Source organism: Streptomyces sp. TE5632 (assembly GCF_054061295.1).
Map to the genome: position 1 here is coordinate 320,489 of NZ_JBSSEA010000003.1, position 24,540 is coordinate 345,028.

The window sequence follows — 24,540 nt, forward strand, 5'->3', positions numbered from 1 at the left end:
CGTACGATGCCCTGATGAAGACTGCAGGTCCCTCGGAAGCAAAAGCGCGCCGAGGCCTGGAACTCACCCCGTTCCAGGGCCTTCGCTACGATCCCGACCGGGTCGGCAGCCTGGCCGCCGTGACATCCCCGCCGTACGACGTCGTCGTCCGCCCCGACGGGCTGCATCACCTGCAGTCCGCCGACCCCTACAACATCGTCCGGCTGATCCTGCCCGAGGCCGACACCCCCGAGGCCCGCAACGTCCAGGCCGCCGACACCCTGAACCGCTGGCGCGCCGAAGGCGTCCTGACCGCGGACCCCGAACCCTGCCTGTACGTCTACGAACAACGCGACGGCGACGGCCTGCTGCAACGCGGGATCATCGGCACCCTGCGCGTCTCGGACCCCGACGAACGGCTGGTCCTGCCGCACGAGGACGTCATGCCGCACATCGTCGCCGACCGCGCGGCCCTGATGCTGGCCACGTCCGCGAACCTCGAGCCCCTGTTGCTGAGCTATCCCGGCGACGGTTCGACCGATGCCACCGCCAACCTGATCGAGCGCACGGCCAAGACCTCTCCCCTCCTCGCGACCACCACCGAGGACGGCTTCTGTCACCGGCTCTGGTCCCTCACCGACCCCGCCGACCTGGCCACGGTCCGGACCGACCTGGCCGGCCAGCAGGCCCTCATCGCCGACGGCCACCACCGCTGGGCGACCTACCGCCGGCTCCGCTCGGAGCACCCCTCCCCCAGTCCCTGGGACGACGGCCTGGTGCTCCTGGTCGACACGGCCCGGTACCCGCTGCGTGTCCGTGCGATCCATCGCCTGCTGCACGGCCTGCCCGTCGCGGACGCGCTGGCCGCCCTGCACGGCCTGTTCCGGGTCCGCCGCGTGGACGCCCCGTTGCCGGACGCCCTGGAGGTACTGGCCGAGGCGGCCGGCACGGGCAACGCCTTCCTGCTGGCCGGTGACGGCACCTTCCACCTCGTCGACCGCCCGGACCCTGATCTGCTGGCCCGCACCGTCCCCGGCGACCGCCCGGCGGCCTGGCGCACCCTGGACGCCACGGTCCTGCATTCCACGCTCCTGAAGCAGGTGTGGCGCATCCCCGAGGACTCCCCGGCCCATATCGCCTACATCCACGACACTGCCGCGACCGTCGAGAAGGCGGAACGCGACGGCGGTACGGCGGTACTGCTGCACCCGGTCCGTGAGGAAGTCGTCCGCGACCTCGCCCGCCAGGGCGTGACGATGCCCCGCAAGTCGACGTCCTTCGGGCCCAAGCCGGCGTCGGGGCTGGTGCTGCGCGCGTTCTGACGGGTGGCTCGGGAAACAGAAAGGGGGAAAGGGGGGAAGGGGGAAACGGGAAGGGGTGGGATTCCCGGTCAAGGGAACCGGAAATCCCACCCCTTCGTCCTGCGTCACAGGCGCGATCCGTCAATCCTTGTCGGCTTCGCTCTCGTCCTTGCCCTCCGAGGCGTCGGAGTCGGCGTCGATGTCGTCACTCTCGTCGTCGAGCGCGTCCGTGAACTCCACGCCGTCCAGTTCGGCCAGCCGGTCCGAAGCGTCCGTGCTGCCGTCCCGGTCGGCCTCCACGGCCTTCGCGAACCACTCCCGTGCCTCGCCGGCCCGTCCGGCGGCGAGAAGCGCATCAGCGTACGCGTACCTCAGCCGCGCGGTCCACGGCTGCACGGAGTGGGACGCGAGCTCGGAGCTCTGCAGCGTCACGATGGCGGCGTCCAGCTGCCCCATGTCACGCCGAGCGCCGGCCGCGACGAGCCGCATCTCGACCTGCCCGGCCTTGTCGAGCTTCTGCACTTCGGGAGCACCGGCCATGTCCAGTGCCTTCTCCGGTCGCCCGATCCCACGCTCGCAGTCGGCCATGAGAGGCCACAGCTCCGCGGTCCCGGTCATCCGCCGCGCCGCCCGGAACTCGGCAAGCGCCTCGGAGTACTTCTGGTTGGCGTAAGCGGCGAAGCCGGCGGCTTCCCGTACAGCGGCGACACGCGACGCCAGCCGCAGAGCCACCTTGGAGTAGCCGTAAGCGCCCTCGGGGTCCTCGTCGATCAGCCGGGCGACCATCACCAGGTTCTTGGCGACATCGTCCGCGAGGGTCTTGGGCAGGCTCTGCAGCTCCTGCCGTACGTCCTTGTCGATCTCCTCGCCCGTGACGTCCTCGGGGATCGGCAGCCGCTTGATGGGCTCGCGGTCCCGGTCGCGCTCCTCATGGAACCGGCCGCCTCCGTGCCGGTCGTCGCGCCCGCGGAACCCACCCGGTCGCCCACCCCGGTCATCCCGGCGCGGCCCACGCCCACGGTCGTCGCGGCCACGGTCCTCGCGACTCCGGAAGCCGCCCCGCTCGCCGCCACGGCTGTCGTCGCGCCGACCGTAGCCCCGGTCGGCACCGCGGCTGTCCTCGCGGCCCCGGTAAGCACCCCGGTCACCACGATCGTCACGCCGGTCATCCCGGCGGTCGTCACGCCGGTCATCCCGGCGCCCGTAACCCCGGTCGTCGTCGCGGCGGAAGCCGGAACGCTCGCGTTCACCGCCACGGTTGTCGTCACGGCCTCGGAAACCGCCCCGCTCACCACCACGACTGTCATCGCGACGGAAACCACCACGATCACGGTCACCACGGTCGTCACGGCGGAAGCCGCCACGATCGCGGTCGTCACGGTCGTCACGGCGGAAGCCGCCACGATCGTCACGCCCGCGGAAACCGCCCCGCTCGCCGCCACGGCTGTCGTCGCGCCGACCGTAACCCCGGTCACCACCACGGCTGTCCTCGCGGCCCCGGTCACCACCACGGTCCTCGCGGCCCCGGTCACCACCACGGTCGTCGCGGCCCCGGTCACCACCACGGTCGTCACGACGGAAACCACCACGATCGCGGTCACCACGGTCGTCACGGCGGAAGCCGCCACGATCGTCACGCCCGCGGAAACCGCCCCGCTCGCCGCCACGGCTGTCGTCGCGCCGACCGTAACCCCGGTCACCACCACGGCTGTCCTCGCGGCCCCGGTCACCACCACGGTCGTCGCGGCCTCGGTAAGCACCCCGCTCACCACGGTCGTCACGCCGGTCATCCCGGCGGTCATCACGCCGGTCATCCCGGCGCCCGTAACCCCGGTCGTCGTCGCGGCGGAAGCCGGAACGCTCGCGTTCACCACCACGGCGGTCGTCGCTGCGGTCGTCCCGACTGCGGTAACCACCGCGCTCGCCACCACGGTTGTCGTCACGGCCTCGGAAACCACCGCGCTCCGGCCGGCTGCCACCACGGTCGTCCCGACGGAACCCGCGGTCGCGGTCTCCGTCCCTGCGGTCATGGTCACCGGACCGACGCGGGCCTCCTCGCTGACCGCCACGGTCCGAACGGTCACCACTGTCCCGTCGCCGCTGGTCGCGCTCCGGTCGATCGTCGGGAGAGTTGGTGGACATGGGTGACTCCTGTCTTCGGTACCGCAAACATTCTCGCGCAGCCGGACCCCCGGTGCGCTCCAGAAATAAAAAAGGACCCTTGGTCCCAGCTGAACGCTGGGACCAAGGGTCCTTCCAAAGATTGTTCGGCGGCGTCCTACTCTCCCACAGGGTCCCCCCTGCAGTACCATCGGCGCTGTAAGGCTTAGCTTCCGGGTTCGGAATGTGACCGGGCGTTTCCCCTACGCTATGACCACCGAAACCCTAATGGTTTCGAGCGAACAAGCACACTCTTCTATTGTGTTCCGCTCAAAGCCGACAACGGTCGTTGTCTCAGAACTTACACAGTGGACGCGAGCAACTGAGGACAAGCCCTCGGCCTATTAGTACCGGTCAACTCCACACCTTACGGCGCTTCCATATCCGGCCTATCAACCCAGTCGTCTACTGGGAGCCTTACCCCATCAAGTGGGTGGGAGCCCTCATCTCGAAGCAGGCTTCCCGCTTAGATGCTTTCAGCGGTTATCCCTCCCGAACGTAGCCAACCAGCCATGCCCTTGGCAGAACAACTGGCACACCAGAGGTTCGTCCGTCCCGGTCCTCTCGTACTAGGGACAGCCCTTCTCAAGACTCCTGCGCGCGCAGCGGATAGGGACCGAACTGTCTCACGACGTTCTAAACCCAGCTCGCGTACCGCTTTAATGGGCGAACAGCCCAACCCTTGGGACCGACTCCAGCCCCAGGATGCGACGAGCCGACATCGAGGTGCCAAACCATCCCGTCGATATGGACTCTTGGGGAAGATCAGCCTGTTATCCCCGGGGTACCTTTTATCCGTTGAGCGACGGCGCTTCCACAAGCCACCGCCGGATCACTAGTCCCGACTTTCGTCCCTGCTCGACCCGTCGGTCTCACAGTCAAGCTCCCTTGTGCACTTACACTCACCACCTGATTGCCAACCAGGCTGAGGGAACCTTTGGGCGCCTCCGTTACCCTTTAGGAGGCAACCGCCCCAGTTAAACTACCCATCAGACACTGTCCCTGATCCGGATCACGGACCCAGGTTAGACATCCAGCACGACCAGACTGGTATTTCAACGACGACTCCACCACCACTGGCGTGGCGGCTTCACGGTCTCCCAGCTATCCTACACAAGCCGAACCGAACACCAATATCAAACTGTAGTAAAGGTCCCGGGGTCTTTCCGTCCTGCTGCGCGAAACGAGCATCTTTACTCGTAGTGCAATTTCACCGGGCCTATGGTTGAGACAGTCGAGAAGTCGTTACGCCATTCGTGCAGGTCGGAACTTACCCGACAAGGAATTTCGCTACCTTAGGATGGTTATAGTTACCACCGCCGTTTACTGGCGCTTAAGTTCTCAGCTTCGCCACCCCGAAGAGTGACTGACCGGTCCCCTTAACGTTCCAGCACCGGGCAGGCGTCAGTCCGTATACCTCGCCTTACGGCTTCGCACGGACCTGTGTTTTTAGTAAACAGTCGCTTCTCGCTGGTCTCTGCGGCCACCCCCAGCTCACCGAGTAAATCGGATCACCGGTGATGGCCCCCCTTCTCCCGAAGTTACGGGGGCATTTTGCCGAGTTCCTTAACCATAGTTCACCCGAACGCCTCGGTATTCTCTACCTGACCACCTGAGTCGGTTTGGGGTACGGGCCGCCATGAAACTCGCTAGAGGCTTTTCTCGACAGCATAGGATCGTCCACTTCACCACAATCGGCTCGGCATCGGGTCTCAGACTACGTGTCAGACGGATTTGCCTGCCTGACGTCCTACACCCTTACCCCGGGACAACCACCGCCCGGGCTGGACTGCCTTCCTGCGTCACCCCATCACTCACCTACTGCAGGTCTGGTCCGTCGGCTCCACCACTCCCCTTCACCCGAAGGATCCGGGGCGGCTTCACGGACTTAGCATCGCCTGGTTCGATGTCTGTCGCTTCACAGCGGGTACCGGAATATCAACCGGTTGTCCATCGACTACGCCTGTCGGCCTCGCCTTAGGTCCCGACTTACCCTGGGCAGATCAGCTTGACCCAGGAACCCTTGGTCAATCGGCGCACACGTTTCTCACGTGTGTATCGCTACTCATGCCTGCATTCTCACTCGTGAACCGTCCACAACTCGCTTCCGCGGCTGCTTCACCCGGCACACGACGCTCCCCTACCCATCACGATCCCCGTTGGGGGCACATATCGCAATGACACGACTTCGGCGGTACGCTTGAGCCCCGCTACATTGTCGGCGCGGAATCACTAGACCAGTGAGCTATTACGCACTCTTTCAAGGATGGCTGCTTCTAAGCCAACCTCCTGGTTGTCTGTGCGACTCCACATCCTTTCCCACTTAGCGTACGCTTGGGGGCCTTAGTCGATGCTCTGGGCTGTTTCCCTCTCGACCATGGAGCTTATCCCCCACGGTCTCACTGCCGCGCTCTCACTTACCGGCATTCGGAGTTTGGCTAAGGTCAGTAACCCGGTAGGGCCCATCGCCTATCCAGTGCTCTACCTCCGGCAAGAAACACGCGACGCTGCACCTAAATGCATTTCGGGGAGAACCAGCTATCACGGAGTTTGATTGGCCTTTCACCCCTAACCACAGGTCATCCCCCAGGTTTTCAACCCTGGTGGGTTCGGTCCTCCACGAAGTCTTACCTCCGCTTCAACCTGCCCATGGCTAGATCACTCCGCTTCGGGTCTTGAGCGTGCTACTGGGGCGCCCTGTTCGGACTCGCTTTCGCTACGGCTTCCCCACCCGGGTTAACCTCGCAACACACCGCAAACTCGCAGGCTCATTCTTCAAAAGGCACGCAGTCACGACGCGGGGACGAATCCCCGCGCGACGCTCCCACGGCTTGTAGGCACACGGTTTCAGGTACTATTTCACTCCGCTCCCGCGGTACTTTTCACCATTCCCTCACGGTACTGTCCGCTATCGGTCACCAGGGAATATTTAGGCTTGGCGGGTGGTCCCGCCGGATTCACACGGGATTTCTCGGGCCCCGTGCTACTTGGGTGTCTCTCCAACGAGCCGCTGACGTTTCGACTACGGGGGTCTTACCCTCTGCGCCGGACCTTTCGCATGTCCTTCGTCTACGCCAGCGGTTTCTGACTCGTCTCATGGCCGGCAGACCATGACCGAGAGATCCCACAACCCCGCATGCGCAACCCCTGCCGGGTCTTGCACGCATGCGGTTTGGCCTCATCCGGTTTCGCTCGCCACTACTCCCGGAATCACGGTTGTTTTCTCTTCCTGCGGGTACTGAGATGTTTCACTTCCCCGCGTTCCCTCCGCACTGCCTATGTGTTCAGCAGTGGGTGACAGCCCATGACGACTGCCGGGTTTCCCCATTCGGACACCCCCGGATCACAGCCTGGTTGACGGCTCCCCGGGGCCTATCGTGGCCTCCCACGTCCTTCATCGGTTCCTGGTGCCAAGGCATCCACCGTGCGCCCTTAAAAACTTGGCCACAGATGCTCGCGTCCACTGTGCAGTTCTCAAACAACGACCGACCACCCGTCACGCACCGCGTGCGCGGTGCTGTACCGGGGCCGGCAACTGAGGGTTCGTTCCCTCAGACACCCAACAGCGTGCCCGACACGGCCGGCCGACCAGATCAGCGTTCCACGCCCCGAGGGGCAGTACTAGCGCCTGGTCCGTCCTGGACCGTGCCGAATAATCAACGTTCCACCCATGAGCAACCAGCACCGGACGTGCGCCGGTGTTCTGGCCCCTGACCCGGACAGGTCCGGGTGAGAAGTGCTCCTTAGAAAGGAGGTGATCCAGCCGCACCTTCCGGTACGGCTACCTTGTTACGACTTCGTCCCAATCGCCAGTCCCACCTTCGACGGCTCCCTCCCACGAGGGGTTGGGCCACCGGCTTCGGGTGTTACCGACTTTCGTGACGTGACGGGCGGTGTGTACAAGGCCCGGGAACGTATTCACCGCAGCGATGCTGATCTGCGATTACTAGCGACTCCGACTTCATGGGGTCGAGTTGCAGACCCCAATCCGAACTGAGACCGGCTTTTTGAGATTCGCTCCACCTTGCGGTATCGCAGCTCATTGTACCGGCCATTGTAGCACGTGTGCAGCCCAAGACATAAGGGGCATGATGACTTGACGTCGTCCCCACCTTCCTCCGAGTTGACCCCGGCGGTCTCCCGTGAGTCCCCAGCACCCCGAGGGGCCTGCTGGCAACACAGGACAAGGGTTGCGCTCGTTGCGGGACTTAACCCAACATCTCACGACACGAGCTGACGACAGCCATGCACCACCTGTACACCGACCACAAGGGGGCGCCCGTCTCCGGGCGTTTCCGGTGTATGTCAAGCCTTGGTAAGGTTCTTCGCGTTGCGTCGAATTAAGCCACATGCTCCGCCGCTTGTGCGGGCCCCCGTCAATTCCTTTGAGTTTTAGCCTTGCGGCCGTACTCCCCAGGCGGGGAACTTAATGCGTTAGCTGCGGCACCGACGACGTGGAATGTCGCCAACACCTAGTTCCCACCGTTTACGGCGTGGACTACCAGGGTATCTAATCCTGTTCGCTCCCCACGCTTTCGCTCCTCAGCGTCAGTGTCGGCCCAGAGATCCGCCTTCGCCACCGGTGTTCCTCCTGATATCTGCGCATTTCACCGCTACACCAGGAATTCCGATCTCCCCTACCGAACTCTAGCCTGCCCGTATCGACTGCAGACCCGGGGTTGAGCCCCGGGCTTTCACAATTGACGCGACAGGCCGCCTACGAGCTCTTTACGCCCAATAATTCCGGACAACGCTCGCGCCCTACGTATTACCGCGGCTGCTGGCACGTAGTTAGCCGGCGCTTCTTCTGCAGGTACCGTCACTTGCGCTTCTTCCCTGCTGAAAGAGGTTTACAACCCGAAGGCCGTCGTCCCTCACGCGGCGTCGCTGCATCAGGCTTGCGCCCATTGTGCAATATTCCCCACTGCTGCCTCCCGTAGGAGTCTGGGCCGTGTCTCAGTCCCAGTGTGGCCGGTCGCCCTCTCAGGCCGGCTACCCGTCGTCGCCTTGGTGAGCCGTTACCTCACCAACCAGCTGATAGGCCGCGGGCTCATCCCTCACCGCCGGAGCTTTCAACCCCCGCCCATGCGGGCGGGGGTGTCATCCGGTATTAGACCCCGTTTCCAGGGCTTGTCCCGAAGTGAGGGGCAGATTGCCCACGTGTTACTCACCCGTTCGCCACTAATCCCCACCGAGGTGGTTCATCGTTCGACTTGCATGTGTTAAGCACGCCGCCAGCGTTCGTCCTGAGCCAGGATCAAACTCTCCGTGAATGCTTCCGGGGTGTCCCGGTGACACACACGGGAGCGGAACCGCCGGAGGAATGATCCGGCGGTTCACAGCGTCCTCGCTGTGTTTTTTCAAAGGAACCTCGTCCCGGCCCTGGGGGCCGGAGACGGGGTATCAACATATCTGGCGTTGATTTTTGGCACGCTGTTGAGTTCTCAAGGAACGGTCGCTTCCTTTGTACTCACCCTCGCGGGTTTTCCTCCGGGCGCTTCCCTTCGGTCCTGCGTTTCCGACTCTATCAGACTCTTTCGGTCCTGATTCCCGGTCGGCGGGACGTACCGTCGGCTTCAGGGCTTTCGCTCGTCGGCCTTTCGACATTCACTACGTTAGCCGATTCCCCCGCTCGATTCATAATCGGGCTTCCGGGTTCGAAATTCAGGCATGCGAGCATGACGAATTCGACCCCGATGAGGGGCGATCTTGAGTAGTGGGTTGGCCGCTCCGGCTGCAGGCGATTGCCGTACCCGGTTCAGCGGCTCGGGCCACGTTACGCGTCTTCCAGGGGGGAGTCAACTTCGTCAACGCTTCGGGACATGGGCCCGGTACGGGCTCACCGTCGGCTCGCCGGCGCGGCGCACAGCGGCTCAGGCTCCGCCGGACTGCTTGGCCCTCGGGCTCAGTCGGTACGCCGAGACTGATGGATCACCGGCGAGGTAGAAGCGATGCTGCCAGTCATGGGCTCTGCTCACACCCACCCGAGGGCCGACCCGGATGAGTGCGGCGGGTACCGGCTCGCCCTCGGACAGCACGACCGAGGCGCCTGTCAGCAGGTCTGTGCCGTTGTGCTCTGCCGTGATGCCGAGCGCCTGGCAGAAGTTCCCCGGACCGCGCGCAAGGCGTGGGCTCTCGATCTTCGCCCCTCGCCGCTTGCGTGCCAGGTCTTCCCCTTCGATAACCCTGCCCGCGCGGATGAGGACGGCCGAGGCGGTGCCGTCTGTTCCGGTGACGATGTTGGCGCACCAGTGGAGACCGTGAGACCGGTAGACGTACAGATGTCCCGCGGCCCCGAACATGACGGCGTTGCGGGGTGTCCTGCCTCGGTAGGCGTGGGAGGCGGGGTCGGCCGCACCGGAGTACGCCTCGGTCTCCGTGATGGTGATGCTCACGGTCCCCTCGTGGGTCTCGTGGGTGAGGACGGCACCGAGCAGCTCGGGGGCGACTTCTTCAGCGGGGTGAGCGAGATCCACAACGTTCATGCCGACCGCCTTGGCATGCCGTAGGTGGAGTAGACGTATACGTGGCCGGGGGGACCGGACATCACACCGTTGCGAGAGGCGCGTCCCCGGTAGACGTGGGAACCGGGATCGTTGGAGCCGTCGTAGGCCTCGACCTCGGTCAGGCGGAGGGCGATCGGACCGTCCGGGGTGGTACGCGCGACGATTCGGCCGAGCAGGTCGAGGGCGACCTCGAGGACAGGGCGGTCGAAGAACTTCCTGAGCAGGGGCGTACGGTCAGGGGTCGCGATCATGGCGTCCGAGCGTACTCCTGCCAGGGTGCTGCCATGGGGTGGTCACCGGACGCCGTGCTTGCAAGGGTGACGGACACGGAACCGGCCAGGGCCGGATCGCGTTGTTAGGGATCGAAGGTCCACGCGTGGCAACGACGCGATAGAGGACGACAAGGGGAGAGACATGGCGTTCAAGAAGCTGCTCGCGAGCCTGGGAGCCGGCGGGGCTTCGGTCGAGACGGTGCTGCACGAGGACAACGTCGTTCCGGGTGGGGTCGTCCAGGGTGAGGTTCGCATCCAGGGCGGGTCCGTGAACCAGCAGATCGAAGGTCTGTCGGTCGGGCTGCAGGCCAAGGTCGAGGTGGAGAGCGGCGACGAGGAGTACAAGCAGAACATCGAGTTCACCAAGTCGCGGCTCGGCGGCGCCTTCGAGCTCCAGGCGGGCGCGGTGCACGCGGTGCCGTTCGGGCTGGAGATCCCGTGGGAGACGCCGATCACGATGATCGACGGGCAGTCGCTGCGCGGGATGAACATCGGTGTGACCACGGAGCTGGCGATCGCGCGGGCCGTGGACTCGGGTGACCTGGACCCGATCAATGTGCACCCGCTGCCGGCGCAGAAGGCGATCCTGGACGCGTTCATCCAGTTGGGCTTCCGGTTCAAGAGCGCGGACATGGAGCGCGGGCATGTCCGGGGGACGCGTCAGCGGCTGCCGTTCTACCAGGAGATCGAGTTCTTCCCGCCGCAGCAGTACCGGGGGCTGCACCAGGTCGAGCTGACCTTCGTGGCCGACGAGCAGGCGATGGACGTCGTGCTGGAGATGGACAAGAAGCCCGGTCTGTTCAGCGAGGGCAGCGACACGTTCCGGTCGTTCAAGGTGGGGCTGAACGACTACCAGGGCACGGACTGGGCGGCGTACCTCAACCAGTGGCTGTCGGAGGTCGGCAGCAAGCGCAACTGGTTCTAGGCTCGCCTCCGACTGAACGCAATCGATCAGGAGGTACCGAGGTGACCGAGCTCGAGCGGCGTCCGCTCCCCCATGACTTCCACCCGCCCGTGCCGTCGTTCACGGTGACGAGCGAGGACGTCGAGGAGGGCGCGACGCTCCCGGACGCCCAGGTGCGGGCGGGCGGCAACACGTCGCCGCAGCTGCGCTGGTCGGGCTTCCCGCCGGAGACCAGGAGCTTCGCCGTGACCTGCTACGACCCGGATGCCCCGACGGGCAGCGGGTTCTGGCACTGGGTGGCATTCGACATCCCGGTCTCGGTGACCGAGCTGCCGGCCGGCGCGGGCAGCGGCGGGTTCGAGGGACTGCCCGAGGGCGCGATTCAGGCGCGCAACGACTACGGCACCAAGGACTTCGGCGGGGCCGCGCCGCCTCCCGGGGACGGGCCGCACCGGTATGTGTTCACGGTGTACGCCGTGGATCAGGAGAAGCTCGGTCCGGACTCGGACGCGTCCCCTGCCGTGGTGGGCTTCAATCTGCGGTTCCACACGCTCGCGCGGGCCCAGCTGATCGGTGAGTACGAGGTGCCCGCCGGCTCCTGAGCCGATCCCGGCGTTCACGGAACGTTTGCCCGCCCCTGGTCTTGGAATTGATCAGGGGCGGGCATTTTTGTTGCCGGGGGCGCGGGGGTCGCCTCCCGTCGAAGCAGCAGATATTGCGTTGTTCATCCCGGCGTGCCCGGCCAGAGTTGATCCCAGCCCGCCGAGGGGTGGGCCGGTGCACACGGGAGGTGGGCTGGTATGCGGGACACGCTGGTACTGAACGCGAGCTTCGAGCCGCTGTCGACGGTGACGCTGAACCGAGCCGTCGTTCTGGTGCTCCAGGACAAGGCGGTCGTCGAGCAGGCCCACCCCGAACTGCGGATGCGGGGAGCCGAGGTGGACATACCGGTGCCACGGGTGATCAGGCTCTGCCAATACGTCAGGGTGCCGTTCCGAAGACGGGCGCCGTGGTCGAGGCGGGGTGTGCTGGTGCGGGACCGGCACCGGTGCGCGTACTGCGGGCGGCGGGCCACCACCGTCGACCACGTGGTGCCGCGGTCGCACGGTGGGCAGGACACCTGGCTGAACACGGTGGCCTCGTGCGCGGAGGACAACCACCGCAAGGCGAACCGGACTCCGGAGCAGGCGGGGATGCCGCTGCTGCGGCAGCCGTTCGAGCCGACGCCGGCGGACGCGATGTTGCTCGCGCTGGCGAGAGACGATCTTGAGGCGCTGCCGGACTGGCTGGTGCTGGACGCGGCGTGAGGGTTTCGCCGTAGGGCTTGGGGTTCCCGGCTGCGGGTTGTTCGTGGCTGATCGCACCCGGGGGGGGGCGGAGCTGCGCATCGAACAGGTCCCCGCACCCCTGGAGGGGTGCGGGGACCTGTTCGATGCGCAGCGGCGGTCAGTCGATGGAGGGCTTCTCGCGGCGCTCCGGGATGCTGCCGGAGGCGCTGTTGCCGCCCGAACCGCCGCCCAGGCCACCGAAGTTGCCCATGGCGCCGGAGAGTCCCTTGAGTGCGTCGCCGATCTCGCTGGGGACGATCCAGAGCTTGTTGGCGTCGCCCTCCGCGATCTTCGGGAGCATCTGGAGGTACTGGTAGGAGAGCAGCTTCTGGTCGGGGTCGCCCGCGTGGATCGCCTCGAAGACCGTACGGACGGCCTGGGCCTCGCCCTCGGCCCGGAGGGCTGCGGCCTTGGCCTCGCCCTCGGCGCGCAGGATCTGGGACTGCTTCTCGCCCTCGGCCCGCAGGATCTCGGACTGCCGGACACCTTCGGCCTGGAGGATCGCGGCGCGCTTGTCGCGGTCGGCGCGCATCTGCTTCTCCATCGAGTCCTGGATGGAGGTGGGCGGCTCGATCGCCTTGAGTTCGACGCGGTTGACGCGGATGCCCCACTTGCCGGTGGCTTCGTCGAGGACCCCGCGCAGGGCCGCGTTGATCTCCTCGCGGGAGGTCAGGGTGCGCTCGAGGTCCATGCCGCCGATGATGTTGCGCAGGGTGGTGACGGTGAGCTGCTCGATCGCCTGGATGTAGCTGGCGACCTCGTAGGTCGCGGCCCGTGCGTCGGTCACCTGGTAGTAGATGACGGTGTCGATGTTGACGACCAGGTTGTCCTGGGTGATCACCGGCTGCGGCGGGAACGGGACGACCTGTTCACGCAGGTCGATCCGGTTGCGGATGGTGTCGATGAACGGGACGACGATGTTGAGGCCCGCGTTGAGTGTGCGGGTGTAGCGGCCGAAGCGCTCGACGATGGCGGCGCTGGCCTGCGGGATGACTTGGATCGTCTTGATCAGGGCGATGAAGACCAACACCACCAGGATGATCAGAACGATGATGATCGGTTGCATCGTCGGTTTCCCGAACCCTTCTTCGCCTCGGCGTTTTCGTCAGATCCTGTGCCGGTTACGGATCTTGCTGTCGAGTCTGACAGACCGTCGTGCAACTCGGTGGCCGTTCGGCCCAGTTGTTGTCCTGTGTGAGCCGGTCGTGCGGGATCACATGACGATCGCCGTGGCTCCCTCGATCTCCACGACGTCCACTTCCTGGCCCACTTCGTAGACGCGGGAGGCGTCGAGGGCACGTGCCGACCAGATCTCGCCGGCCAGCTTGATCCGGCCGCCGGAGCCGTCGACCCGCTCCAGCACGACGGCCTGCTTGCCCTTCAGGGCGTCGACGCCGCTGGCGAGGTGGGGTCGTTGTGCGCGTTGTCTGTTCGCGATGGGGCGTACGACGGCGATGAGGGCGGTCGAGACGACGGCGAAGACCACGACCTGGACCACGGCGCCGCCGCCGAAGATTCCGGAGACCACCGCCGCGGCGACGGCGCCCACCGCGAGCATGCCGAGTTCGGGCATCGCGGTGATCACCAGCGCGATGCCGAGTACCGCCGCGCCAATCAGCCACCACAGCCATGCATCGATGTCCACATGGGCATGGTAGGACCGCGCACCCGGTCACCGACAGGGCGCCGGGGCATTCGAAAGGGCCTTCCAGGCCCGGTTTCTGAGTGGGCGGAACCCGCCGACCGGGTTCAGGCCATCGGGAGGCCCTGCGCGGTCCAGCGGTCGCCGACCTGCTCCACGACGAGCGGAAGGCCGAAGCAGAGGGAGAGGTTGCGGGAGGTGAGTTCGAGCTCCAGCGGGCCGGCGGCCAGGATCTGGCCCTGGCGGATCATCAGAACGTGGGTGAAGCCGGGGGCGATCTCCTCGACGTGGTGCGTGACCATGATCATGGAGGGGGCGATCGGGTCGCGGGCGAGGCGGCCGAGGCGGCGCACGAGGTCCTCGCGGCCGCCCAGGTCGAGGCCGGCGGCGGGCTCGTCGAGGAGCAGCAGCTCGGGGTCGGTCATCAGCGCGCGGGCGATGAGGGTGCGCTTGCGCTCACCCTCGGAGAGGGTGCCGAACCTGCGGTCGACGAATTCGGACATGCCGAGGCGGTCGAGGAAGGCGCGGGCGCGCTGTTCGTCGATGTCCTCGTACTCCTCCTGCCAGCCGGCGGTCATTCCGTAGGCGGCGGTCAGCACGGTCTGCAGGACCGTCTGGTTCTTGGGGAGCTTGTCGGCCATGCCGTTCCCGGCGATGCCGATGCGCGGGCGCAGCTCGAAGACGTCGATGCCGGGGGCGCCGAGGGTCTCGCCGAGGATGGTGGCGGTGCCCTTGCTCGGGAACAGGTAACTGGAGGCGATATTCAGCAGGGTGGTCTTCCCGGCGCCGTTGGGACCGAGGATGACCCAGCGCTCGCCCTCCTTCACCGACCAGGAGACCTGGTCCACCAGAGCCCGGCCCTCGCGGACCACGGATACGTCCTGAAGCTCCAGAACATCGCTCATGAGCGCGTTGTCTCCCCTTACAGTGTGGCCGGGTTCTCGGCTCTGTCGTACGCCTGTGGTCGGTCCGCCGTGCCCGTGGACGCGGCCCTCCATGAAATCTACGCCACCGGTCGGCCCGGACATCCCCTCGGTCCTGTCCTTAGGGTGGAGGCATGCTCTCGGAACCACGTTCAGGACGTCTCACCTCTTGGGGAAATGCCCTTATTGCCGGTCTTGTCTCGCCGGATGACGCCGTGCTCGCCATCGTCGGCGAGGACGCGGTGCACCGGGTGGAGGGGGTGCCGGGTGAGTCCGCGCCGGTGGGTCTCACGCTGGCGCTGGGGCGGCTGCGGACGCTCGGGGTGACCGGGCTGCGGGTCGCGCTGCCCATGCCGGGGCATCCACTGGGGCTGAGCGGTCCGCCGGAGTTCAACGCGCGGGCGCTGGAGGCCGGGGAGGCGGTGGTCGGTCACGGGGCCGCCTTCGGGCTGGTGCCGCAGGTACGGGAGGCCGGGCCCGCGGGTGATGTGCATGTGGAGGTCGTCTGGCACTGCCTGGCGGTGCGGGAGGCGCCGCCCGCCGACGTGCCCTCGCTCGGCGAGGCGGAGCGGGAGCTTGCGGAGGCGCTCAGGGAGGCGACCGAGGTGCTGACGCGGCTGGACGTGGCCGGCTCGGGACCGGTGGCCGAGGCGGCGATCGACGCGTACCGGGCGCGGGCGGAGGCAGGCCGTGAGGTGCTGGCGCCGGGGTATCCGCCGCGAGCGGTACGGGTGCTGGAGCTGGCGCGGCGGGTGGGGACGCTGGTCTCGCTGGCCGGTGCGAACGGGCACGGGGGCGCGGTGAGCGCCTCGGAGATGGCGGCGCGCGGGGAGGCCCTGCGGCCGGTGGAGCGGACGGCCCGGCGGGCGCAGGTCGCGGCGTACAACTCCGTTGTGGAGGAACGGGAGCGGGGAGTCGGGTGAGTCCCGGCCCCTGCGGTGACCGGCGCGGGCAGGCCGAGCGGCCTCCCGGGTGGGGCCGGGAGGCCGGGAGCGTCACCGGTGGGGTGACGGGCGTCAGCCGTTGACGGCCACGTTGCCGAAGGCGGGGTTCAGCAGGCCGATCACGTTGACGCTGTTGCCGGACACGTTGACCGGGACGTCGACCGGGACCTGGATGACGTTGCCCGAGACGACGCCCGGGGAGCCCACGGCCTTGCCGCCGGCGTGCGCGCCGTCGGTGGCGGAGGCCATGCCCGTACCGGCGGCGAGCAGACCGCCGGCCACCATCGTCACGGCCGCTGCCCTCTTCAGGTTCTTCACTTTCCGAGCCCTCCTCGCGGTCACCGCGGCAGGCGCCGCGGTACGCACTGGAGAACGGCGGGAGGCCGAAGAAGGATGCGCCATCCGGGGGACATTCCCACTACGGTATGAATCTCGCACCGGAGGGGAACCATCCGCCCGACCCGGTACGTCACGGGTCGGCCTCCCCGGCTCCCCGGCTCACCTGCTCGGCTACTCGGCTACTCAGATGCCCGGGTGCTCAGCCACTCAGGCCGTGGCGCACCGCCCACAGGGCGGCCTGGGTGCGGTCCGCCAGGTCCAGCTTCATCAGGATGTTCGAGACATGCGTCTTCACGGTCTTCTCGGAGAGGACCAGGGCGCGGGCGATCTCCCGGTTGGAGCGGCCGTCCGCTATGAGGCCGAGCACCTCGCGCTCCCGCTCCGTGAGCGAACCGGCCCGGCCCTGGCCGGAGTGGGTCTCCTCCTGGGCCAGCAGGGCGCCGGCGACCTCGGCCTGGAGGAGGACGTGTCCGGCGTGCACCGAGCGGATGGCTCCGGCAAGCGCGTCGGGGTCGATGTCCTTGTACACGTATCCGGCGGCGCCCGCGCGCAGGGCCGGGACCACAGTGCGCTGCTCGGTGAAGCTGGTGACGATCAGCACGCGCGCGGGGTGGTCCAGTTCGCGGAGCCGGCGCAGGGCCTCCACGCCGTCCATGCCCGGCATCCTGACGTCCATCAGGATCACGTCGGGCCGCAGCTCCCCGGCGAGGGCGACTCCTTCGGCGCCGTCCGCCGCCTCGCCGACGACCTCGATGTCGTCCTGCACCTCCAGAAAGGTGCGCAGCCCTCGGCGGACCACCTGGTGGTCGTCGACGAGCAGCACCCTGATCGCGTCAGCCACCGGGGACCTCCATCTCGATCGTGGTGCCCTTGCCGGGCGCCGATTCCACGGTCAGGCTGCCGCCGACCCCGCTCGCCCGGTCACGCATGGAGACCAGGCCGAGATGTCGTCCTGCGCTGCGGATGATCTGGGGGTCGAACCCCTTGCCGTCGTCGGTGACCCGCAGAACGGCGCCACTGCCGCGGCGGCCCAGGGTGACGTCGACATGGTCCGCCCCCGAGTGCCGCAGGGCGTTGTGCAGCGCCTCCTGGGCGACGCGCAGCACTGCCTCCTCCTGTGCGGCGGGCAGGGCCCGCGCACCGTGCCCGGCGAAGGTCACACGCGCGGTGTGGGCGCGGTCGAGGACCTGGATCTGGGTACGGAGGGTGGGGACGAGGCCGTCTTCGTCGAGGGCCGCGGGGCGCAGCTCGACGACCGCGGCGCGCAGTTCGTCGGCGGCCTCGGCCGCCAGGGCGGCCACCTGCTGGAGCTCCCCCTTGGCCCGGGTCGGGTCGCGGTCCACGAGGCGGGCGGCCGCCTGGGCGGTGAGGCGCAGGGAGAACAGCTTCTGGCTGACGGCGTCGTGCAGTTCATGGGCGAGGCGGGAGCGTTCCTCGGCGATGGTCAGTTCGCGGCTGCGCTCGTAGAGCCGGGCGTTGGTGAGGGCGATCGCCGCGTGCTGGGCCAGGATGCCCAGCACGTCCTCGTCGTCCTGGGTGAACCCGCAGGTGCCCTCGGGTGCGGGGCACGGAGGGCCTGAGGGGTCTTGGGGGTGTTCCCCCGCGGGGGTCCGTTTGTTGGCCAGGAACAGGGCGCCGATGACCTCGTCGCCGTCGCGGATGGGCAGGCCCAGGAAGTCGACCAGGTCGGGGTGGGCACTGGGCCAGCCCTCGAAGCGGGGGTCCCTGCGTACGTCGGCGAGGCGCTGGGGTCCGTCCTCCCGGAGCATCGCGGCGAGGATGCCGTGCTGGCGCGGGAGGGGACCTATGGCCTTCCACTGGTCGTCGCTGACGCCGTCGACCACGAACTGGGCGAAGCCGCCGTGGTCGTCGGGGACGCCGAGCGCGGCGTACTCCGCGCCGAGCAGTTCGCGGGCCGAGGCGACGATCGTCTTGAGGACGTCACGCACCTCGAGGTGCCTGCTCATGGCCAGCAACGCGGTGCTCACCGCTGCGAGGCCGGACCGGGGGCCGTGGCTCATGTCCTCACGGTACCGGCGGGCACCGGCACCGCGGATCCGACCAGTAGCGGCGGCGACCTGGGCCGGAGGTCCTAGGACCTCCGGTCTCCCCGGGGCGGACCCTGGTCCTTTCGCGGGCCGGCCCAGGGCTCGCCACACCCCTCACACAGAGCATTGCGCCAGCAACTCCAGGTAAGGGCGACGGCCGCCCGGTGTGAGGCCGGGCATAGGGCACACATCACGTACGAAGGAGCATAGGAGGGCCATAACGGGCATGTGAGCGGCGAAAATAGTCCCCTCTGCCCTGTTTTGACCTCCCCCGATCCACTACCCGGCTTCGTACGTCACACCTTTGCCTAGCCATTTTGCGGCCGCTAAGAATGGCTCCCGTCGCTCAGCGCCGCGGGTTCCGCCCGCGGCGTTCGTGCCGGAAGAACCCCTGTCCCCACCGGACGCTGAGCGACCTCCGCGCTATTCGAAGAGGTCCATCACCCATGTCGAAGAACTTCCTCGCCCGAGGTCGCATTCGTGCTCTGAACCGTCACCACAAGATCGCCGTCGCCGGTGTCGCCGCCCTCGGTGCCGCCGCCATCGCCTTCTCGGCCACGCCGAGCGAGGCGTCGACGACCGTCACGAGCGAGGCCGCTCCCACCGCGCAGGTCGCCTACAGCACCGAGCCGATCAAGGACGTCAAGGGCACCGTCACCGACCAGCTCGCCGTCTCCGGCGTGAAGACCGAGCAGATCGCGGCGAAGAAGCAGGCCGCGGCCGACGCCGTCGCCGAGAAGCAGGCCGCGGCGGCTGCCGCGAAGGAGCAGGCCGCGAAGGAGCGCGAGGCCGAGCAGGCCGCAGACCGCTCCGCACAGCGGGCCGAGGTCGACAAGGCCGCCCCCAAGACCTACAGCAACAACCTGGACGGCTGGATCCGCGAGTCCATGGACATCATGAAGAAGCACGGGATCCCGGGTTCCTACGAGGGCATCCACCGCAACATCATCCGGGAGTCCTCCGGCAACCCGATGGCCATCAACCTCTGGGACATCAACGCCAAGAACGGCATCCCGTCCAAGGGGCTGCTGCAGGTGATCCCGCCGACGTTCGAGGCGTACCACGTCCCGGGCACGCCGAAGGACATCTACCACCCGGTCTCGAACATCACCGCCGCCTGCAACTACGCGGCCGACCGGTACGGCTCCATGGACAACGTCAACAGCGCGTACTGAGGTCGGCGCGGACCTCTTCACGCGGCCTGACGCGCCCGGATACGCCGAAGGGCGGCACCCTCCTGACGGGGTGCCGCCCTTCGGGCGTACGGCGCGCGAACGGCCGCGCCGGTCACTTGCGTTACTCGCGTTACTTGCGCATGACCTCGGGCTCGTGGCGACGCAGGAAGCGGGCCACGAAGAAGCCGCAGATCACGCCGAGGGCGATGAGCGCGCCCATGTCCATGAACCAGGCCCCCGCCGTGTGCTCCCACAGCGGGTCGGGGTCACCTGCGGTCTCCGGCGGGCTGATCCTGTTGAAGTCCAGCGTGGCACCGGAGGCGGCGACCGCCCAGCGCGACGGCATCAGGAACGAGAACTGGTTGACGCCGATCGAGCCGTGCAGCGCGAACAGACAGCCGGTGAAGACGACCTGGACGATCGCGAACATCACCAGCAGCGGCATGGTCTTCTCGGCGGTCTTCACCAGCGAGGAGATGATCAGGCCGAACATCATCGAGGTGAAGCCGAGCGCCATGATCGGGATGGACAGTTCCAGCAGCGTGAAGCCGCCGAGGACCAGCCCCTCCTCGGGGAGCTCCCGGTTGGAGAAGCCGATGACGCCGACCATCAGGCCCTGCAGCACGGTGATCATGCCGAGCACGAACACCTTGGACATCAGATACGCCGAGCGGGACAGGCCGGTCGCGCGTTCCCGCTCGTAGATGACCCGTTCCTTGATCAGCTCACGGACGGAGTTCGCGGCACCGGCGAAGCAGGCGCCGACCGCGAGGATCAGCAGGACCGTGGTCGCCGTGCCGTTCGGGATGATCCGGCCGGTCTGCGGGTCGGGCGGGTTCGGCAGCAGACCCTTGTCGGCCTCGATGAGCAGGCTGACCGCGCCGAGGACGGCCGGCAGGATCACCGTCAGGGCGAGGAACCCCTTGTCGGAGACGATCACCGAGATGTAGCGGCGCACCAGGGTGGTGAACTGTGACATCCAGCCCTGCGGCTTCGGCGGCTTCATCGCCTGCATCGCCGGGACCTGTACGGACTGCGGCGCGACCGCGTCGATGTCCGCCGCGTACATCTGGTAGTGCTGCGAGCCCTTCCAGCGGCCCGCCCAGTCGTAGTCGCGGTAGTTCTCGAAGGCGGAGAAGACGTCGGCCCAGGTGTCGTAGCCGAAGAAGTTCAGCGCCTCCTCGGGCGGACCGAAGTAGGCGACCGAGCCGCCGGGCGCCATCACCAGGAGCTTGTCGCAGATCGCCAGCTCGGCCACCGAGTGGGTGACGACGAGGACGGTGCGGCCGTCGTCGGCCAGACCGCGCAGCAGCGTCATCACGTCGCGGTCCATGCCCGGGTCGAGACCGGAGGTCGGCTCGTCCAGGAAGATCAGCGACGGTTTGGTGAGCAGCTCCAGGGCCACCGAGACGCGCTTGCGCTGGCCGCCGGAGAGGGAGGTGACCTTCTTCTCCTTGTGGGGGTCCAGTTTCAGCTCGCGCAGCACCTCGTCGATGCGGGCGTCGCGCTCGGCGGCCGTGGTGTCGGCCGGGAAGCGGAGCTTGGCCGCGTACCCGAGGGCCTTCTTGACGGACAGTTCCTTGTGCAGGATGTCGTCCTGCGGGACCAGACCGATGCGCTGGCGCAGTTCGGCGAACTGCTTGTAGAGGTTCCGGTTGTCGTAGAGGACCTCGCCCTGGTTTGCGGGCCGGTACCCGGTGAGCGCCTTGAGCAGGGTGGACTTGCCGGAGCCGGAGGGGCCGATGACCGCGATCAGCGACTTCTCCGGGACGCCGAAGGAGACGTCCTTGAGGATCTGCTTGCCGCCGTCGACCGTGACGGTGAGGTGGCGGGCCGAGAAGGACACCTCACCGGTGTCGACGAACTCCTCGAGCCGGTCGCCGACGATCCGGAACGTCGAGTGGCCGACGCCCACGATGTCGGTCGGGCCGAGCAGTTGCGTGCCGCCCTTGGCGATCGGCACACCGTTGACGTAGGTGCCGTTGTGCGAGCCCAGGTCGCGGATCTCCATGCGGCCGTCGGGCGTCGAGTGGAACTCGGCGTGGTTGCGGGAGACCTGCAGGTCGGAGACGACCAGGTCGTTCTCCAGAGCACGGCCGATACGCATCACGCGGCCGAACGAGAACTGGTGGAACGTGGTCGGGCTGCGGTCGCCGTACACCGGCGGCGCCCCCGCCGCGCCACCGGGGCCCTGCTGCTGCGGGACATACGGCGTGGACTGCTGCTGCGGCACCGGCTGCTGCGGCTGTGCCTGCTGCTGCCAGCCGGCCTGCGCGGACTGCTGCTGATGCATCTGCTGCTGCCCCTGCTGGACCCAGCCCGGGACCGCCCCCTGCACCCCCTGCGCCGCGTACGGCTGTTGCGTCTGCTGCGGTTGCTGCTGCGGCGAGGCGGCCTGGGCCGCGGTGCCGGACAGGGTCACCCGCGGCCCGTCGGTCGCGTTGCCCAGGTTCAGCGCCGTACCGGAGCCGATCTCCAGATGATGGATCCGCTGCCCCTGCACGAACGTGCCGTTGGTGCTGCCATGGTCCTCGACGACCCAACTGCGGCCGTTGAAGCTGATCGTGGCGTGTCGCCAGGACACCCTGGCGTCGTCCACCACGACGTCCCCCTGCGGATCGCGTCCCAGGGTGTAGGACCTGGACGGATCGAGCGTCCAGGTCCGTCCGTTTGATTCCAGTACGAGTTCCGGCACTCCATGCCCCACTGAGTTGTCCCCCGAATTCCCCCCGTCGCAGGGAGTCTAGGGATGTCGAACATCGGGGGGAACTATTTCAGGCTCGGCCGCCGAACCGGAAGCCGGGCCATGGGAAGGGGGCTCTCGGACGTTTTCCGTGCTCCCGTCGACGGGGTTGAAACCGGGCCGGAGAGTGGTAATCCACCCGAGGGGGACATGCGCGGCCACCGTGTGCCGCGCCGCGGGTCGGGGGGTCTGCCATGAGCGCTGCCACGGGCGTCGGTACCGCGGGGCACGGCACGCGCGTGCCGTGGGTGGACGTCGTGATGTCCGCGGTCGCCGCGGTGAGCTGGACGCTGATCGGGATGGCGGGGACGGCGGCGCTCGGGCTGCGTCTGCTGGACGCGGACTCGGCGGGTTCGCTGGGGCCGATGACGGCCGCGGTGGTGGCGTCGGCGGCCGGCGGCTCGGTCACGCCGTCCGTCGAGATGTCGGCGTTCGGGCTGTCGGGCGCGGAGGCGAGTACGGCCGTCGGGGTCACGCCGCTGGGAGTGAGCCTGGTGGGCGCGCTGCTGCTGTCGTCAGTCTTCCTGCGGTCGCTGCGGACTGCGGGTGACGTCCTGTCCCCGGCCGAACTCGCCGCACGCGCCGGCGCGGTCGTGACGCTCTTCGTGGGGATGACGGGCGGCCTGGTGTGGGCGGGTCACGGCGTCGTCTCCATCGACGGGGACGCGCTGGGTCCGGACGGGTGGCCGGGCGCCGGCGGGGGCGACGGCGGGATCGAGATCCCGGGACTGGGTGATGTCGGGGGTCTGCTGCCGGAGCGGATCGGTGATCTCGTCGACGCGAAGGCCGCGGTCGGGTTCACCGTCGACACCGTGCCGACGGTGCTCGGTGGCCTGGGCTGGTCGGTCGGCGTCCTGGTCGTCGCGTTGCTGGCGTCCAGGCGCACTCCGCTGCCGCGTGGCTGGACCGTCCTGCACCGCGCCGTACGGCCCGCGGTGTCCGCCCTCGTCGTGGTGGGGCTGGTGGCGGTGGCGGCGGGGTACGCGGCGGCGGGGTGTGCGGCGACCGGTGACGACCATCCCCGGCGGATCGCGGGAGCGGCCCTGCTGGGGGTGCCGAACGGGGTGTGGCTCGGCATCCCGGTCGGGCTGTTCGTGCCGTGGGAGGGGCGGGCGACGGGGGCGCTGCTCGGCGTTCTGCCGCACCCCTTGGACGACCTGCTGCGGATGGACTCCGGCCGGCCGGTCACCCTGGCCCGGCTGGCCGGGTTCGACGGGCGGGTGTGGCTGCTGGGGGTGGCGGCCGCGGTGACGATGCTGCTGGCCGGTGTGCTGGTGGCGGCGCGGACACCGCTGGGGGTGGCGGGTGGTGCCGGTGGTGTACGGGAAGGGGGCGCCGCGGGTTTCGCCGGGCGGTGTGCGCTGCGGTTGGGGGTCGCGACGGCGTCGGCCCTGCCGCTGCTGGTGTGGCTGACGGAGGTGTCGGTGGACGCCTCGCTGTCCGTGCTCGGCTTCGACGCGTTCGGCGCGGGCGTCGAGCTGCGCGGTCACCTCGGCGTGGCCCTGCTCCTGGGGGCCGTCTGGGGTGCGGGCGCGGGCGCGGCGGGGGCTCTGCTGGCATGGGTGAGCGGGGTCGCGGGTCGGCGGGCGGCGCCATGGGCGCGGGTCGCGGCCGGGGGCGGGGCGGTGGAAGGCGCCGGGAGCCCGGGGTGCACCGAGGGTGCCGCCGGCCCGGGGGACGGCACGGGGGCCGGGCCCCGACCTGCCGGGGCGGAGGTCGGACCGTATGCGCCGGGGGTGCCGTATCGGCCACCGAATCCGGGGACGAATCCGTACCTGGTGGTGCCCGAGGAGCTGCGGGGGCGGGCGGAGGCCCGGCCGGGTGGTGCGGGGCGGTGGCCCGGCGCGTGGTCGGGGCACGCTCCCCCGCCGGAGCCCGATGACGCGCGGCCGCCCGGCCCGCCGGCGGCACTCGGTGACATGCGGCCGCCCGGCCGGCCCCCGAACGAGCCTCCCGGGGACGACGGCGTGCCGGACGACGGCGACGTCTCCGGCGCTCCGACCGTGATCCGTCCCGTCGAGCCGCCGCCACCGGGAAGGGCCGCGCGCGGGAGGCCCGGGGGCGGACGGTCCGGGCGTGGTGCCGGATCCCCCACGGGGAAGCGCCCCTCACTGTGGCCGGACGAGGGGCCTCCGCCTCCGCCGCCCCCTCCCCCGGCGCCACGTCGACCCGGCGGGGACCGGTGAGGCGGGCGGCGGCCAAAGCGCGTAAGGTCCAAGACACCTCGGCGACGCCGAGAGTTCGCTGTCCGCCAGACGGACCTCGGGCGCGCAGGG

General features: G+C 68.2%; 16 protein-coding genes, 3 rRNA genes and 2 pseudogenes. 7 read left to right on the plus strand and 14 right to left on the minus strand.

The genetic code is table 11. From position 1 onward, the window contains the following. Positions 1–14: 14 nt before the first annotated feature. On the plus strand, positions 15–1,301 hold the full coding sequence (locus tag ACVW19_RS06550) for a DUF1015 family protein (protein ID WP_457457439.1): 1,287 nt from the start codon (positions 15–17) through the stop codon (positions 1,299–1,301). A gap of 120 nt (positions 1,302–1,421) precedes the next feature. On the opposite strand, the gene ACVW19_RS06555 is transcribed toward ACVW19_RS06550, so the two are convergent. The 7 genes and pseudogenes from ACVW19_RS06555 to ACVW19_RS06585 form a co-directional block, all read right to left on the minus strand. Continuing rightward, positions 1,422–2,174: a tetratricopeptide repeat protein gene (locus ACVW19_RS06555; RefSeq protein WP_457464468.1), complete on the minus strand. Its 753-nt coding sequence runs from the start codon at positions 2,172–2,174 to the stop codon at positions 1,422–1,424. Positions 2,175–2,441: 267 nt separating this feature from the next. Next, positions 2,442–3,422 (minus strand): annotated as a pseudogene (locus ACVW19_RS06560) (hypothetical protein); the annotation flags it as partial. A gap of 123 nt (positions 3,423–3,545) precedes the next feature. Next, positions 3,546–3,662 (minus strand): 5S ribosomal RNA (gene rrf / locus ACVW19_RS06565). A gap of 102 nt (positions 3,663–3,764) precedes the next feature. Continuing rightward, positions 3,765–6,886 (minus strand): 23S ribosomal RNA (locus ACVW19_RS06570). A 301-nt stretch (positions 6,887–7,187) separates the two neighbouring features. Beyond that, a 16S ribosomal RNA gene (locus ACVW19_RS06575) occupies positions 7,188–8,713 on the minus strand. The 16S, 23S and 5S rRNA genes sit together here, the layout of an rRNA operon. Positions 8,714–9,313: 600 nt before the next feature. Next, the gene (locus ACVW19_RS06580; RefSeq protein WP_457457441.1) at positions 9,314–9,925 is read right to left on the minus strand and encodes a DNA-3-methyladenine glycosylase; all 612 of its coding nucleotides are present in this window, start codon (positions 9,923–9,925) and stop codon (positions 9,314–9,316) included. Between the two features lie 14 nt (positions 9,926–9,939). Beyond that, positions 9,940–10,197: pseudogene (locus ACVW19_RS06585) on the minus strand (DNA-3-methyladenine glycosylase); the annotation flags it as partial. 163 nt (positions 10,198–10,360) lie between these two features. On the opposite strand from ACVW19_RS06585, the gene ACVW19_RS06590 reads away from it, so the two are divergent. The 3 genes from ACVW19_RS06590 (at position 10,361) to ACVW19_RS06600 (ending at position 12,429) form a co-directional block, all read left to right on the plus strand. Beyond that, on the plus strand, positions 10,361–11,143 hold the full coding sequence (locus ACVW19_RS06590) for a sporulation protein (protein WP_457457443.1): 783 nt from the start codon (positions 10,361–10,363) through the stop codon (positions 11,141–11,143). Between the two features lie 41 nt (positions 11,144–11,184). After that, entirely contained in the window at positions 11,185–11,724 is a 540-nt protein-coding gene (locus ACVW19_RS06595) for a YbhB/YbcL family Raf kinase inhibitor-like protein (RefSeq protein ID WP_457457445.1), read from the plus strand. 198 nt (positions 11,725–11,922) lie between these two features. Then, entirely contained in the window at positions 11,923–12,429 is a 507-nt protein-coding gene (locus ACVW19_RS06600; protein WP_457457447.1) for an HNH endonuclease, read from the plus strand. A 139-nt stretch (positions 12,430–12,568) separates the two neighbouring features. On the opposite strand, the gene ACVW19_RS06605 is transcribed toward ACVW19_RS06600, so the two are convergent. The 3 genes from ACVW19_RS06605 to ACVW19_RS06615 all read right to left on the minus strand — a co-directional run bounded on the left by ACVW19_RS06605 (position 12,569) and on the right by ACVW19_RS06615 (position 14,997). Continuing rightward, positions 12,569–13,516, minus strand: a complete 948-nt coding sequence (locus ACVW19_RS06605; protein WP_457457449.1) for an SPFH domain-containing protein — start codon at positions 13,514–13,516, stop codon at positions 12,569–12,571. Positions 13,517–13,663: 147 nt separating this feature from the next. Then, positions 13,664–14,095 carry an NfeD family protein gene (locus ACVW19_RS06610; RefSeq protein ID WP_457457451.1) on the minus strand — a complete coding sequence of 144 codons (432 nt, stop codon included), beginning with the start codon at positions 14,093–14,095 and terminating at the stop codon, positions 13,664–13,666. Between the two features lie 104 nt (positions 14,096–14,199). Then, positions 14,200–14,997: an ABC transporter ATP-binding protein gene (locus ACVW19_RS06615; protein WP_279336804.1), complete on the minus strand. Its 798-nt coding sequence runs from the start codon at positions 14,995–14,997 to the stop codon at positions 14,200–14,202. A 152-nt stretch (positions 14,998–15,149) separates the two neighbouring features. Here ACVW19_RS06615 and ACVW19_RS06620 point away from each other — a divergent pair, with 152 nt between their 5' ends. Next, a complete protein-coding gene (locus ACVW19_RS06620) occupies positions 15,150–15,938 on the plus strand; it encodes a hypothetical protein (protein WP_457457453.1) in 789 nt (262 codons plus the stop codon). Positions 15,939–16,031: 93 nt separating this feature from the next. On the opposite strand, the gene ACVW19_RS06625 is transcribed toward ACVW19_RS06620, so the two are convergent. From ACVW19_RS06625 to ACVW19_RS06635, 3 genes are all read right to left on the minus strand, one after another. Next, positions 16,032–16,277 carry a chaplin gene (locus tag ACVW19_RS06625; protein WP_457457455.1) on the minus strand — a complete coding sequence of 82 codons (246 nt, stop codon included), beginning with the start codon at positions 16,275–16,277 and terminating at the stop codon, positions 16,032–16,034. A gap of 220 nt (positions 16,278–16,497) precedes the next feature. Then, positions 16,498–17,139 carry a response regulator gene (locus tag ACVW19_RS06630; RefSeq protein ID WP_406728246.1) on the minus strand — a complete coding sequence of 214 codons (642 nt, stop codon included), beginning with the start codon at positions 17,137–17,139 and terminating at the stop codon, positions 16,498–16,500. Beyond that, positions 17,132–18,319 (minus strand): GAF domain-containing sensor histidine kinase, encoded by a 1,188-nt coding sequence (locus ACVW19_RS06635; protein ID WP_457457457.1) that lies wholly within the window; start codon positions 18,317–18,319, stop codon positions 17,132–17,134. Before ACVW19_RS06635 ends, ACVW19_RS06630 begins: the two co-directional genes overlap by 8 nt. 473 nt (positions 18,320–18,792) lie before the next feature. Between ACVW19_RS06635 and ACVW19_RS06640 the strand changes: the two genes are divergently transcribed. Beyond that, positions 18,793–19,521: a transglycosylase SLT domain-containing protein gene (locus tag ACVW19_RS06640; RefSeq protein WP_457457459.1), complete on the plus strand. Its 729-nt coding sequence runs from the start codon at positions 18,793–18,795 to the stop codon at positions 19,519–19,521. Positions 19,522–19,651: 130 nt separating this feature from the next. Here the strand turns inward: ACVW19_RS06640 and ACVW19_RS06645 are convergent, their stop codons facing one another. Continuing rightward, on the minus strand, positions 19,652–22,216 hold the full coding sequence (locus ACVW19_RS06645; protein WP_457464470.1) for an FHA domain-containing protein: 2,565 nt from the start codon (positions 22,214–22,216) through the stop codon (positions 19,652–19,654). A gap of 242 nt (positions 22,217–22,458) precedes the next feature. Between ACVW19_RS06645 and ACVW19_RS06650 the strand changes: the two genes are divergently transcribed. Beyond that, positions 22,459–24,450: a streptophobe family protein gene (locus tag ACVW19_RS06650; protein ID WP_457457460.1), complete on the plus strand. Its 1,992-nt coding sequence runs from the start codon at positions 22,459–22,461 to the stop codon at positions 24,448–24,450. The last annotated feature ends 90 nt before the right edge of the window (positions 24,451–24,540 follow it).

Coding starts and splice junctions, on each gene's coding strand:
- ACVW19_RS06635 (WP_457457457.1), bottom strand. CDS start 18,319: ATGAGCCACGGCCCCCGGTCCGGCCTCGCAGCGGTGAGCACCGCGTTG.
- ACVW19_RS06600 (WP_457457447.1), top strand. CDS start 11,923: ATGCGGGACACGCTGGTACTGAACGCGAGCTTCGAGCCGCTGTCGACG.
- ACVW19_RS06590 (WP_457457443.1), top strand. CDS start 10,361: ATGGCGTTCAAGAAGCTGCTCGCGAGCCTGGGAGCCGGCGGGGCTTCG.
- ACVW19_RS06650 (WP_457457460.1), top strand. CDS start 22,459: ATGAGCGCTGCCACGGGCGTCGGTACCGCGGGGCACGGCACGCGCGTG.
- ACVW19_RS06640 (WP_457457459.1), top strand. CDS start 18,793: ATGTCGAAGAACTTCCTCGCCCGAGGTCGCATTCGTGCTCTGAACCGT.
- ACVW19_RS06620 (WP_457457453.1), top strand. CDS start 15,150: ATGCTCTCGGAACCACGTTCAGGACGTCTCACCTCTTGGGGAAATGCC.
- ACVW19_RS06615 (WP_279336804.1), bottom strand. CDS start 14,997: ATGAGCGATGTTCTGGAGCTTCAGGACGTATCCGTGGTCCGCGAGGGC.
- ACVW19_RS06580 (WP_457457441.1), bottom strand. CDS start 9,925: ATGAACGTTGTGGATCTCGCTCACCCCGCTGAAGAAGTCGCCCCCGAG.
- ACVW19_RS06550 (WP_457457439.1), top strand. CDS start 15: ATGAAGACTGCAGGTCCCTCGGAAGCAAAAGCGCGCCGAGGCCTGGAA.
- ACVW19_RS06605 (WP_457457449.1), bottom strand. CDS start 13,516: ATGCAACCGATCATCATCGTTCTGATCATCCTGGTGGTGTTGGTCTTC.